Annotated in this window: 12 protein-coding genes and 1 pseudogene; 10 read left to right on the top strand and 3 right to left on the bottom strand. The window is 25.9% G+C overall.

The window, feature by feature from the left end:
* Positions 1 to 46 precede the first annotated feature (46 nt).
* Positions 47 to 730 carry a hypothetical protein gene (locus tag J2S18_RS02035; RefSeq protein ID WP_307482602.1) on the bottom strand — a complete coding sequence of 228 codons (684 nt, stop codon included), beginning with the start codon at positions 728 to 730 and terminating at the stop codon, positions 47 to 49.
* Between the two features lie 264 nt (positions 731 to 994).
* Here J2S18_RS02035 and J2S18_RS02030 point away from each other — a divergent pair, with 264 nt between their 5' ends.
* The 4 genes and pseudogenes from J2S18_RS02030 to J2S18_RS02015 all read left to right on the top strand — a co-directional run bounded on the left by J2S18_RS02030 (position 995) and on the right by J2S18_RS02015 (position 4,721).
* Complete coding sequence (locus J2S18_RS02030; RefSeq protein WP_307482599.1) at positions 995 to 1,543, top strand: transglycosylase domain-containing protein; 549 nt, start codon at positions 995 to 997, stop codon at positions 1,541 to 1,543.
* Positions 1,544 to 1,610: 67 nt separating this feature from the next.
* Positions 1,611 to 2,577, top strand: a pseudogene (locus tag J2S18_RS02025) (Gfo/Idh/MocA family protein).
* A 355-nt stretch (positions 2,578 to 2,932) separates the two neighbouring features.
* On the top strand, positions 2,933 to 3,853 hold the full coding sequence (locus tag J2S18_RS02020; RefSeq protein ID WP_307482596.1) for a CAP domain-containing protein: 921 nt from the start codon (positions 2,933 to 2,935) through the stop codon (positions 3,851 to 3,853).
* Between the two features lie 253 nt (positions 3,854 to 4,106).
* Positions 4,107 to 4,721, top strand: coding sequence for a DUF488 domain-containing protein (locus tag J2S18_RS02015; RefSeq protein WP_307482593.1), 615 nt, complete (start codon positions 4,107 to 4,109; stop codon positions 4,719 to 4,721).
* Positions 4,722 to 4,778: 57 nt separating this feature from the next.
* On the opposite strand, the gene J2S18_RS02010 is transcribed toward J2S18_RS02015, so the two are convergent.
* The gene (locus tag J2S18_RS02010) at positions 4,779 to 5,294 is read right to left on the bottom strand and encodes a ferritin (RefSeq protein WP_307482590.1); all 516 of its coding nucleotides are present in this window, start codon (positions 5,292 to 5,294) and stop codon (positions 4,779 to 4,781) included.
* Between the two features lie 269 nt (positions 5,295 to 5,563).
* Between J2S18_RS02010 and J2S18_RS02005 the strand changes: the two genes are divergently transcribed.
* From J2S18_RS02005 to J2S18_RS01995, 3 genes are all read left to right on the top strand, one after another.
* On the top strand, positions 5,564 to 7,543 hold the full coding sequence (locus J2S18_RS02005; RefSeq protein ID WP_307482588.1) for a fructose-1,6-bisphosphatase: 1,980 nt from the start codon (positions 5,564 to 5,566) through the stop codon (positions 7,541 to 7,543).
* A 180-nt stretch (positions 7,544 to 7,723) separates the two neighbouring features.
* Positions 7,724 to 7,969 carry a hypothetical protein gene (locus J2S18_RS02000; RefSeq protein ID WP_307482586.1) on the top strand — a complete coding sequence of 82 codons (246 nt, stop codon included), beginning with the start codon at positions 7,724 to 7,726 and terminating at the stop codon, positions 7,967 to 7,969.
* On the top strand, positions 7,950 to 8,864 hold the full coding sequence (locus J2S18_RS01995) for an MFS transporter (RefSeq protein ID WP_307482584.1): 915 nt from the start codon (positions 7,950 to 7,952) through the stop codon (positions 8,862 to 8,864). Before J2S18_RS02000 ends, J2S18_RS01995 begins: the two co-directional genes overlap by 20 nt.
* A gap of 40 nt (positions 8,865 to 8,904) precedes the next feature.
* On the opposite strand, the gene J2S18_RS01990 is transcribed toward J2S18_RS01995, so the two are convergent.
* Positions 8,905 to 10,038, bottom strand: a complete 1,134-nt coding sequence (locus J2S18_RS01990; protein WP_307482582.1) for a DEAD/DEAH box helicase — start codon at positions 10,036 to 10,038, stop codon at positions 8,905 to 8,907.
* Between the two features lie 325 nt (positions 10,039 to 10,363).
* Here J2S18_RS01990 and J2S18_RS01985 point away from each other — a divergent pair, with 325 nt between their 5' ends.
* The 3 genes from J2S18_RS01985 to J2S18_RS01975 all read left to right on the top strand — a co-directional run bounded on the left by J2S18_RS01985 (position 10,364) and on the right by J2S18_RS01975 (position 13,590).
* Positions 10,364 to 11,743, top strand: a complete 1,380-nt coding sequence (locus J2S18_RS01985) for an APC family permease (RefSeq protein ID WP_307482580.1) — start codon at positions 10,364 to 10,366, stop codon at positions 11,741 to 11,743.
* 118 nt (positions 11,744 to 11,861) lie between these two features.
* On the top strand, positions 11,862 to 12,935 hold the full coding sequence (locus J2S18_RS01980; RefSeq protein WP_307482577.1) for a pyridoxal phosphate-dependent aminotransferase: 1,074 nt from the start codon (positions 11,862 to 11,864) through the stop codon (positions 12,933 to 12,935).
* Between the two features lie 136 nt (positions 12,936 to 13,071).
* Positions 13,072 to 13,590: an ECF transporter S component gene (locus J2S18_RS01975; protein ID WP_307482574.1), complete on the top strand. Its 519-nt coding sequence runs from the start codon at positions 13,072 to 13,074 to the stop codon at positions 13,588 to 13,590.
* Positions 13,591 to 13,661 lie beyond the last annotated feature (71 nt).

Below are 13,661 nucleotides of genomic sequence, written 5' to 3'. Positions count from 1 at the left end.
TGATCTTAAATTATACTTTAAGGTCACTTTCTAATTATAATGTTTTTTATTTTGCTATAGATAATTTAGTATTAAGGTTTTTCTCAGAATTAAAATCTTCTAATTTAGGAAATTCACAATAATAAATCTTAAGGTTTTTTAGAAATTCTAAGGATTCTTTAAGATTATTTTTTAAAGTTAAGCCCTTTTCTTCAAAGAGTTCTATAAGATTTTCATTTTCCCATTCATAATAATGATAATATTCTTTAGCTGCTAATTCATAAGTATGTATTAAATTATTGAAATTAGCTGTATGTTTAATTTCTTTGCAAAGAAAGAAGTTGCATACAGGAGTTCTAAACTTTGAAGGTATAGAACAACCTTTTCCATCTACTACAAAAGGGCAAGCTTTAAAGTATAGAGTTTTATCAAAGGGTTCAGATTTATCTAATTTAAAATTAGAACTTTTTAGATAGTTTTTATATCCTTCCTTATCAAAATATCCAACTTCTTGAATGTAATAATTAAATATTTTAGCTTTTTTATTATTTAGTATCTTATTAATAACAGGTTTACCTTCAGGGTCTTTCACCATTCTTTGTAAATCTACCAAATTAAACTTAGGATAATAAAAACAACATCCTCTATGTTTATATTTACACAAACTTACACCCATTTTGCTATGACACTTATAACACTCGTCACAATTAAATCTTGGAATATTATCATCAATTTTTACTGATAATTTCAAAGTAATCGCCACCTTTTTTATTAAATTAGTACTATAAGATACAAATAACTATATACATTTTATCAAAAATATATGTACTTAAATATTTCATTCATGTTAAATTTTATTAAAATATGAATATTATAGAATTTATTTAAAAATCTAATGTTTTTTTATTCTTACATAAATGAAAGAATAAAGTAATGAAGTTGAATATGAGTTTTTTTAGATATTTATATAATAAAGTCATAACGAAAGAAAAATTCAGTCTTAGGAGGAATTGTTATGAGAAACTTTATTATAAATGAACTAAGAAATTTTTTAAAATCAATGGTGGCAATAGAAGATCATAGATTTTATTCTCATGGAGCAATAGATGTAATTTCAGTTACTAGAGCTACTTTAAACAATTTAAAGGCTGGAAGAGTAGTACAAGGTGGTAGCACAATAACTCAACAATTAGCAAAAAATATTTGTTTATCAAATGAAAGAAGTTTTAAGAGAAAATTTAAAGAATTATTGTTAGCTATTGAATTAGAAAGAAAGTATTCTAAAGAAGAGATTTTAGAATTATATGTTAATGTAATATATTTTGGAGATGGACATACTGGTATAGGAGAAGCTGCTAAAGGTTATTTTGGTAAAAAGGCAAGTGATTTAACTTTTGATGAAGCAACTCTTTTAGCAGGACTTCCTCAAGCACCAAATTTATATGCATTAAGCAAAAATAATGGATTAGCAAAAATAAGGCAAAGGCAAGTGATAAATGCATTTGAAAAATATAGTGGAAGAAATTTAAATGGGGATTTAGTAAAAGGATATTTAATAAATTAATATTGACGAAGCTTTATAATAATAATATGATAAATTTAAAAAATAGTTAGTTTATGAGGTGGAGGATATGAGTAATATAAAATGGGCAATATTAGGACCTGGAACAGTAGCAGAAGAATTTGCAGAGGCTTTAAATGAGGCTAGTATAGGGGTTTATGCAGTAGGGTCAAGGAATATTTTAAAAGCTGAAAAGTTTGCCAAAATTCATAGTGTAAAAGTCTTATGGAAATTATGAGGAAATGTTAAAGGATGAGAATATAGATGTAGTTTATATATCAACTCCTCATTGTAATCACTATGAATATATAATGGAAAGTTTAAAAAATAATAAGCATGTACTTTGTGAAAAAGCAATAACTGTAAATAGTAAACAATTAAAAGAGATAGTAGATTTAGCAAAATCTAAAAATTTAATTGTTAGGGAGGCTATGACAATTTATCATATGCCACTATATAAAAAACTAAAGGAATTTGTTGAGTCTGGAAAAATTGGAAATCTTAAAATGATTCAAGTATCCTTTGGAAGCTGCAAAGAAAAGGATATTAATAATAGATTTTTTAATAAAGATTTAGCAGGTGGAGGACTTCTTGATATTGGAACATATGCTTTATCCTTTGCTAGATACTTTCTTTCAGAGAAACCAGAAGAAATTTTAACAACAGTTAAAAAATTTGAAACTGGAGTAGATGAGCAGTCTGGAATAATACTTAAAAATTCCTTGGATGAAATGGGTGTAATTTCTTTAACAATGAGAGCAAAGATGCCAAAGAGAGGAGTTGTAGCAGGAGAACTTGGATTTATAACAGTAGATAATTCTCCAAGAGCAGAGGTTGCAACTATAACTTATTTAGATGGTAGAGTTGAGGTTATAGAATCAGGAGAAACTTCAAAGGCATTAATGTATGAAGCTTTAGATATGAATGAGAGTATTTTAAAGAAAAATAACCTAAATACTCTAGAGTTATCTATGGATGTAATGGATATAATGGATGAAATTAGAAATCAATGGGGAATAAAATATCCTTTTGAATAGAGAATATAAAATATATTAAAGGCTAAAGAAATTTAATAGTTTCTTTAACTTTACTTTTTTATATAAAGAAAAAGAAAAAAATTATACCTAGTAATTTTACCCAAAGAATATATTGGAAAAACTATTGGGAGTAAGAAATACTGCCAACTTTCAAAAAAAATAAGGTTTTTAGAATAGGAATATAATTGAAATTAATCTTTACATAGGAATCAGTGGCACCAATTTACTGTGAATTTAAGGGGGAAACTGTGGTATAAATATACATGTTAGCATTAGAAAAAGTAAAAGAGTACTTTAACTAATAAGATATTAGTCCTATTTTATAGGACTGAAAAAATAAAAAGGAGTGGTACAAATGAAACACAAACTAATTGCTATATTAATAACTACTACATTATTAGGGGGAGTAGGTGCTACAGCTTATGCTTCTGCAAACTCAGATGATAATGTATCTAACTGCAAAACTTCTATTGAATATGATAAAGGACAAGCTCAAAATTGTAATACAAGCTGCGACAAAGTAAATGAAGGCTCATTACAAAAGGCAGAAAATATAAAAAGTGATTGTTTTTCATATCTTCAAGGAATTTCAAAGAATCTTAGTAAATTTATTTATGGCAAAATAGATTGTAATAGTTCAAATTGTTATGGAGAAGAAGAAAATTTAGTTCAAGATAATGGACAAAATCAAGATAATAAAAAGATAGAAGAGAAAAAGGAAATTTCAAATAACAAAAAAGTAGAGAAGGTTTCTAAAACTAATAAGGTTAATAAAACTGCTAAAAAAGCAGCAGATAAAAAGAATACATCAAAGGTAGCAGAAACTTCAAAAAATAATGCTGATACTAAAACAGTTGTAGCTAATAATGATAAATTTATGGAACAAGTACAAGCTATGATCTTTAAAAAAGTAAATGAAGAAAGAAGAAAGGCTGGAGTTTCACAATTATCATATAATAGCACTATGGAAAAGTACGCGAAAATAAAATCTCAGGATATGGGAGATAGAAAGTATTTTGACCATAAGGACCCAGAAGGAAATCTTATAACAGCTAAGATGAAAAAAGATGGAGTAAATTATAGAGCATGGGGAGAAAATATTGCATATATTGGTGGAGTATCTGATGCAAATGAATTAGCAAATCAATTTATGAGAAACTGGATGAATTCGCCAGGACATAGAGCAAATATTTTATCAAATAATTTTTCAAGTATTGGTGTAGGTGTTTATAAAACAGGAAATACAGTTTATGCAACTCAAGAGTTTTATAAATAGAGATTTACAATAAAAGTTTAATTAATAAACTAGTTTTGTATATAAATTAAGAAAATTATATATAGATTTTAAAATAAAGAGGCTGTGTGCATAAAATATGCACATGGCTTTTCCATTTTAAAAATTGACAAAATAATATAACATAGTTAAAATAATTTAAATAAATATTTATCTTTAAAACCTGTGTTAAAGGTATAGTGTTTTATAACTTATAAATAAAATATTTTAAAAACAATTAAAGGGGTGATATAAAGTGGAAATATTTACAATTGGACATTCTAATTACAGTATTGAAAGGCTAATAGATATGTTAAGGCATTTTAATATTAATTGTGTTGTAGATGTAAGAGGAACGCCTTATTCTAAATATAATGTACAATTTGATAAAGAAGCTATAAGATATTCCCTAAAAAAAGCTGGTTTTTCATATATTTATATGGGAGAAGAATTAGCTGCAAAAAGGAAAACAAAAGAATCCTACAATAAAGAAGGATATGCAGATTTTGAAAAAGTAATTAAAGAAGATAATTTTAAAATAGGTATTGAAAGATTAAAAAATGGCTTAAAAAAAGGATATAAAATAGCCTTACTTGGAGCTATGCAAAATCCAATAAGATGTCAGAGAGGTATTTTGCTTGGGAAATTTTTAAAGGAAAATGGAATTAAGGTAAATCATATACTTGATGATTACTCAATAGCCTCTCAAGAAGATATTGAAAAGGAGATTTTAGATAAATATTTTAAAACTAGAAATCAAATGACAATAGATTCTCTTCTTGGTAATGGATTAAGTGAAGAAGATATGATAAAAGAAAGTTATAAGCTAGCCAATAAGGATATTGGTTATAGAATAGAACACTTAAAATAAAAAATTAAATAAAGAACTCAGATTATTTTTTTGTAATCTGAGTTCTTTATTATTTCCTTATTTACCATTATTATTTATAGGAACAAATACTCTTGTTGCAAGTTCATCATCCATCATATATAAAGCTGCTGGATTTCCTTCAGATCTTCTAACTCTCTTTAAAAGGGAATTAAAATTATTTTCTTCTTCAACTTGCTCATCTATAAACCAATTAAGTAAGCTCATAGTAGCATGTTCTCTTTCCTCACTTGCAATATCAGCAAGTTCGTATATTTTCTTTGTAACAGTTTGCTCATGGTTGTATCCTTTTTGGAAAACATCAATTATGTTATCAAAAGTAAGATCAGGTTTTGGAATTGCTTCTAAAGTTACAACTCCATTTTTTTGGAATACATAATCATAGAATTTCATTGCATGAGCTAATTCTTCTTGTGCTTGAACTCTAAAGAAGTTAGCAAATCCACTTAAATCAACAGATTCAGCATAAGAAGCCATTGATAAATAAAGGTAAGATGAATAGAATTCAAAGTTAACTTGTTTGTTAAGGTTTTCTAGTAAATTTTTACTTAGCATTTATATCTCTCCTTTAAATTAAAATTAATTATTTATTATTAATTAAAATACCTATGAGGATATTTTATCTCTTTTAATAATAATTAGCAAACTTCTATGAAATTACAATAGTATATATTATTTAATTTAATTTGATGTATAGAGTAATCTATATATTGAAAATTAAAATATAGTATAAGTTATTGCTGTGAAATAAAAATTAAGATATAATTATTTTGAAAGGATTACAGGAATTGTTAAGGAAGATTTAAAATTACTGGAGGATAAGAATGAATAATTGTGATGATGAAATTATTAATAAATTAAAATATTTAAAGCTTTTAGCTAGACAATATCCAACTATAGCAGAAGCATCAACAGAAATTATTAATTTAAGTGCTATATTAAATTTACCAAAAGGGACAGAACATTTTTTAACAGATTTACATGGGGAATATGAACCTTTTGTACATGTTTTAAAGAATGGTTCAGGCGTTATAAAAAGAAAGATAGAAAGTGTTTTTGGAAATTCTCTTAGGGATAGTGAAAAGAAAAGTTTAGCAACATTAGTTTATTATCCAGAACAAAAATTAGAAATAGTTTTAAAGGAAGAAGATAATATAGATGATTGGTATAAAATTAATTTATATAGGTTGATAGAACTTTGCAGAAATGTATCATCTAAATATACAAGATCAAAGGTTAGGAAAGCCTTACCTAAAGATTTTAGCTATGTTATTGAAGAATTATTACATGAAGAATTTTATGGGGTTGATAAACATGAGTATTATGATGAAATAATAAGCACAATTATAGATATTGGAAGATCTAAAGAATTTATTATTGCATTATCTAAGGTTATACAAAGGTTAATTGTAGATAGACTTCATATTTTAGGAGATATATATGATAGAGGACCAAGGGCAGATATAATAATGGATAAATTAATGGATTATCATTCTGTAGATATACAATGGGGAAATCATGATATGTTATGGATGGGAGCAGCAGCAGGAGTAAAGACATCTATAGCAAATGTTTTAAGAATAGCAACAAGGTATGGAAATTTAGATACAATAGAAGATATATATGGTATAAATTTACTTCCTCTTGCAACCTTTGCTTTAGAACATTATAAAAAAGATCCATGTAAAGAATTTATTCCAAAATTAAATGACGATAAAAGATATGGGAAATTTGAAATAGATTTAATTTCTAAGATGCATAAGGCAATTGCAATTATACAGTTTAAATTAGAAAAAGAAATTATTCAAAGAAGACCAGAATTTAAATTAGACCATAGATTACTTTTAGATAAAATTAATTATGATGAAGGAACTATATATTTAAAGGGAAAAACTTATGAATTAAAGGATAAAGACTTTCCAACAATAGATCCTAAAGATCCTTATAAACTTACTGATGAAGAGGAAAAGTTAATAGAAAAATTAAGGGATTCATTTGTTAATAGTGAAAAGCTTCAAAAACATATTACATTTCTTTTTGCAAAGGGAAGTATATATTTAAAATATAATTCTAATTTACTATTACATGGATGTATACCATTAAATGAAGATGGTTCTTTTAAAAGTATGACTATTCAAGGTAAAGAATATAAAGGAAAGGCTTTATTAGAAAAATTTGATATTTTAGCAAGGGAAGGATATTTTAACAAAGTAGGAACTAAAGAAAAATTATATGGAATGGATATAATGTGGTATTTATGGACAGGACCTGCTTCATCTTTATTTGGTAAAAATGAAATGACAACCTTTGAAAGATATTTTATTGAAGATAAAAAAACTCATATAGAAAAGAAAAATCCATATTACGAACTTAGGGACAACGAAGATATGGTTAGAAGAATTTTAGAGGAATTTGATTTAGATATAAACGAATCAATAATAGTAAATGGACATGTTCCTGTTAAGAAAAAGTATGGAGAAAGTCCAATAAAATGTGGTGGAAAAATACTAGTTATAGATGGAGGTTTTGCAAAGGCATATAGAAGAGATACAGGTATTGCAGGATATACCCTTATATATAACTCTTATGGATTTCAACTAGTATCTCATCAGCCTTTTGAATCAATTGAAAATGCTATTATTGAAGAAAAGGATATCTTATCTACAAGTATTATTGTTGAAAGAAAGGTAACTAGAAAAAGAGTTGGAGATACTGATGTTGGAATAGAATTAAAAAATCAAATAAAGGATTTAAAATTACTGTTGATAGCTTATAGAAAAGGATTTATAAATGAAATGAGATAATATATACACATATATGTACTTATGGTAATATAAGTATATATTTTATAATAATATTTTTGTTAGGAGATAATTTTATGTTTAGACCAATTTAAATTTAATCTAAAGAAATTCATACAACTATAAAATTTAAGCCTTTTATAAGAAAGGTTTATTTGCTTTGGAATTTTGGAGGAATTTAAATTGGATAAGAGAAAAAACATATACATTATGTATATTATTATATTTATGCAGGGGCTAGTTTTTTATGGTCCTATAGCTACTCTTTATAGGGAAGCAAATGGAGTTTCTATTAATGCAATATTTTTAATAGAATCTTTAACATGTATACTTAGTATATTATTTGAAGTACCTTGTGGATATTTAGGAGATAGATTTGGATATAAAAATACACTTATAATATCTAATTTTGTATTTTTTTTTATCTAAAATTATATTTTTCAAAGCTACTTCAATTGAATTTTTTGTTATAGAGAGAATTTTACTTTCTTTTGCAATTGCAGGAATTTCAGGTTGTGATGTAGCAATTTTATATGAATCCATAGATAAAAATTGTAATAGTGAAAAAATATTTTCAAGATATAATTTATTTTCAACTAGTGGTTTTTTAGTAGCTGCATTAACATCAAGTATATTTATTAATATTTCAATGAAAATGGCAGCTTTTGCTACAATTATTCCATATGGAATAGCATTTTTGTTATCTTTATTTTTAATAGATGTAAAGAATAATAAAAGAGAAAAGCCAAATATTATAAATAGCTTTAAAAGAGTTCTTAAAAATAGAAGATTTATATTTTTTATTATATCTATTGCATTTGTTAGTGAAATTTTTCAAAGTGTAACTGTATTTTTAAACCAAGGACAGTATGTTAAATGTGGAATTCCATATAAATATTTTGGATTAATATTAGCATTTATGCAAATTATTAGTTTAATTACAGTTAAGTCTTATAAAATAAGTGAGAGATTTGGAAGAAAAAAATCTATTCTTAGTATGTATTTATTTATAAGCATAAGTTCATTAATATTAGCTTTTACAAAATCAGCGGTAATTAGTGTTTTTTGTGTAGGAATAATTTCTTTAAGTATGTCACTTATTACCCCTATGGCAACTGAATTAGAAAATAAATCCATAGTTAATGGGGATAGAGCTACTATTTTATCTATTTATTCAATGATAGAAGGAATTATAGCTACAGCTGTTAATCCAATAATAGGACTAGCTGCTAAAAAATCAATAAGTTGTGCTTTTGAATTTTGTTTTATTATAGGATTAATATCCATAATAATTTTTATAGGTTATTGTAATAAGAAAAAATAAGAAAAAAATAGATGAGCTTTTTTGCTCATCTATTTTTTATTTAAACTAATTCACCATAAGATAAAGTTTTCTTTTCTATTTTTATGTTAAATTCTCTTTCATAGATTCTAAGGGCTGGGAATTCTCTTTTTGTAACTAAAGATATAGTTGTTCCATGAGCATTTCCTCTAGCTGTTCTTCCAGCTCTATGAAGATATTCATTAGCATTTGCAGGGAAATCTAAATTTATAATATGTGATATTCCATCAATATCTAAACCTCTTGCTGAAATATCTGATGAAACTAATATGTTTATTTTCCCATTTCTAAAGTTTTCAAGAGCTTGTTGTCTTTGTTCCTTTGTTATTCTTTTATGCATAGCAAAGGCATTTTGATTATGATATTTTAATTTATCTGCAATCATTTCAACATCAAATCCACGATTTATAAATACAATTGCCTTTGAAGGGTTAACTGCAGCAATTAATTTTCTTAAAACTTCAGCTTTGTCTCTTTCTTCAACTTCAATGTACATATGTTCAATATTAGGATTTAAAGAAGCTTTCTTTTCATTTTTAAAGATTATAGGATCTTTCATTAATTCTTTTGCAATAGGCATTGCTTTTGCACTTACTGTTGCAGAAAAAATTAAAAGTTGTCTATCTCTCATTGTACTTTTTATTATATCTTTTATAGTTCTTAAATGAGTGTTGTCTAGTAAGTTATCACCCTCATCAAGAACAATTGTTTTTATTGTATGAGCTTTGATTTTTTTCTTTCTAATTAAATCTAAAACTCTTCCTGGAGTTCCAACTACAATTTGTGGTTTAATTTCTTTTAATTTTTTAATTTGCTTATCCATGTTAACATCACCAATAATTGATATTGAGTTAACTTGCATATTTGAGTTTTCTGATAATAATTTTGCTTGCTTTTCTATTTGCATAACAAGTTCACGAGTTGGAGCAAGAATTAAAGCTTGAAGGTCTTTTTTACTTGCATCTATCTTTTGGAAAAGAGGTGTTAAAAAGGCAAGAGTTTTTCCACTTCCTGTGTGAGCTTCACCTATAACATCCTTATTATTTAATATTTCAGGAATTGTTAAAGATTGTATTTCTGTTGGTACAGTAATTCCTTGCTTTTCTAAACCTAAAATTATTTTATCATCTAAATTTAATTCACTAAAGTTCTTCATAAATATATCCTCCTTTAAGAAGTTAGTCATAAATTATAGTATATACATAATATGAAGAAAAGTGTACTAATTTTATAAAATAAAGAAAATTATATTATATATTTAAGAGAAAATTTATGGATTGTTCCAAATATAGGATAAAAATAAATGAATTTTAAAAAAAAGACTATAAAAAATAAAAGTTTACTTTTTTGAAAAAAACTTTACATAGAAACTTTTTAGAATATTGATATAATTTTTATGACAAAATTAAAAATATATTAGTTTATTTTAGTATTATTTAAAAAATATTTATTGATTTTTATTAATGGAAGAGGTGATTTATTTGAGCATTTTTAGAACTCAGCAAATTGAAAAAGTATCTCAAAATGTTAAAGACAGTGAAAAAAATTTAAATACATTAGACCTAACATTAATGAGTATAGGTTCTGTTATAGGAACTGGAGTTATGGTTTTAACTGGAATAGTTGCAGCTAAAGAGGCAGGACCTGCAGTTGCAGTTTCTTTTGTAATTGGAGCTATTGCAGCTGCATTAATAGTTTTATGCTATGCTGAACTTAGTGCAAGTATACAAAGTCCTGGCGGTTCATATACTTTTACATATGTAACGTTAGGAGAGTTTATTGCATACATAGTAGGAATGTGTGTAGTAATTGCATATATTCTTTCAACAGCAACAGTAGCATCAGGGTGGGGAAGTTATCTTTTAAGTTTATTAGATGTTATTAACATACATTTACCTAAAGCAATTACATCAATACCATCTCAAGGTGGAATTGTTAATTTGCCAGCAATTTTTGCAATAATATTTATTACATTTGTTATTTCAGGTGGTACAAAATCAAGTAAAAAGGTAAATGATACAATGGTGATTATAAAGCTTTTCGTAATTGCTTTATTTTTAGTAGTTGGTTCAATGCATATGAAAACATCAAATTGGGTACCATTTACACCTTATGGAACATCAGGAGTTATGACTGGAGCTGCATCTGTATTTTTTGCTTATTGTGGATTTGATGCAACAGCATCAGCAGCACCTTATGTAAAAAATCCTAGAAAAGCATTACCAATTGGACTTTTAACATCATTATTTATATGTGCACTAGTTTATGTGGGTGTTTCATTAGTATTAACAGGAATAACTTCATATAGTAATTTAAATGTTCCAGATGCTCTTTCTTATACTTTGAAAGTTGCTGGTAAGCCAATGGTTGCCTTTGTTGTTTCATTAGGAACAATTATTGGAATACTTGCAGTAATATTTGCAGGAAATTTTGCAACTTCTCAAATATTATCAACAATGAGTGAAGATGGATTAGTTCCTAAAGTTTTTAGTAAGAAGGATAAAAATGATGTTCCATATATTTCACTTTGGGTTATAGGAATTATATCATCAATTCTTGCAGGATTTTTTAATTTAAAGGATTTAGCTAATTTTGCAAGTATAGCATTTTTACTTGTTTATACTTTTGTATGTTTTTCAATAATAATATTTAGAAAAAAATATCCTAATATAAAGAGAAGTTTTAAAACACCACTTGTACCTGTTATCCCTATACTAGGAAGTTTATGTTGCTTATTTTTAATGTTAAATTTAAAGAAAACAACATGGATTGTATTTTTAATTATATTATTTTTCATGCTTATAGGATATTTTGGCTATGGAAAGAAAAATTCTTTAGTTGGAAAAGAAATAGACAAATAGATATTATTAATAATAATATTTAATCTTAAAATTTAGTGTAGAATTTTATAAATTATGATTAATTAAAAAAGTTTATTATAATAGTAAATAGTAGATAATATTAATTGGAGGTATTATTATGTCAGTTACTCATGGAGCTAATCTTTTTGATTTAGCAAATAAACTTGGAATAGACAGAGGAGAAATTTTAGATTTTAGTTCAAACATAAATCCTTTTGGAGCTTCAAAGAAAGCAAAGGAAGCTGTTATAAATAATATAGATATGGTTTCAATATATCCAGATCCTGAATATAAAAATCTTAAAAGTTCAATATCAAAATATTGTAATTGTAAGAGTGAAAATATTTTACTTGGAGGTGGTGCAACAGAACTTATATCTTCATTTATAGAAACAGTTAATCCTAAAAGGGCATTACTTGTAGCACCTGCCTATTCAGAATATGAAAAAGAACTTAAAAAGATAGGATGTAAAATATCAAAGTATTTTGCCAAAAAGGAAAATGATTTTAAAATTAATGTTAAGGATCTTAAGAAAAGGATAGAAGAAGAGAGTTTTAATCTTGTTATTATTTGTAATCCTAACAATCCAACAGGATTTGCCTTTACAAAGGAAGAAATTAGAGAAATTGTAAAAGAAACAAAAGCCTTTGTTATGGTAGATGAAACTTATATAGAGTTTACTTATACAAAGGACTATTCAGCTACTACTTTAGTGGATGAATATGAAAATCTTTTTGTAATAAGGGGAACATCAAAGTTTTTTTCAACTCCAGGAATAAGACTTGGATATGGTTTAATATCCAGTAAGGCTGTTAAAGATAAGATTTTAGCTAATTTAGATTTATGGAATATAAATATTTTTGCAACCTTAATGGGAGAAGAAATGTTTAAGGATACTGAGTACATAAATAGTACAATAACTCATATGACAAATGAGAGAAAATATCTTAATGAGGAATTAGGCAGTATAGATTGGATTAAAAATTATGATAGCAAAGGTAATTTTATATTATGTGAAATTAAAAAAGAAGGCTTAACAGCAGATTATATATATGATAAATTAGTTAGTAAAAAAATTATAATAAGAAATTGTAAATCCTTTGAAGGATTAGATAATAAATTTTTCAGAGTTTGTGTTTTAAAACATAATGAAAATGAATTATTAATAAATGAACTTAAAAAAATAAATTAATATAAATTATAAAATGAAGCTACTACATTAAATAATTAATGTGTAGCTCATTTTTTTACTTTTAAAAATTTTCCTCGTAGTTTATAATGAATATATTAGTGTATATACACTAATATAAAAAAGGGGGAAGATTTTTATGAATAATAACAAAACAAGAGAAATGGTATACGCATCACTTTTAACAGCACTTGCAATAATAATTCCAATACAATTTAGTTTTTTAAGAATTTATATACCACCATTTAGTGCAACTTTAGCAGCTCATGTGCCAATGTTTATATCTATTATGATATCTCCAATGGTTGCAGTAGTTACAGGAATTGGATCTACTATAGGTTTTCTTATAGCAGGAATGCCACTTCCTGTAGTTTTTAGAGCAGCAACTCATATTATAGTTGGATATGTTGGAGCAAAGATTATACAAAAATATAAATCTTATAAAAAAATGACAGCAATAACATCAATTGTACATGCAGGACTTGAAACTTTAGTTGTTATACCTTTTGTTGGATTTGATTTATTTCAGCTTTTAATTGTAACTTTTGTAGGTGCATTTTTGCATCATATGGCAGATGCTTTTATAAGCTATGGCTTTTTAAATGCTTTTGCAAAGGTTAGAAATAAGAGAATATATACAATTTTTCAGAAAGAATAAAGAAAAAATAAATAGACTAGATACCTTGAACTGTTTAAGTATATAATAGATAATGTATGTTTTATAGATAA

The sequence above is a fragment of the Eubacterium multiforme genome (assembly GCF_030813415.1).
Lineage (GTDB): Bacteria > Bacillota > Clostridia > Clostridiales > Clostridiaceae > Clostridium > Clostridium multiforme.
Note: the sequence above shows the minus strand (reverse complement) of the source record. Positions and strands in the feature narration are given on the sequence as shown.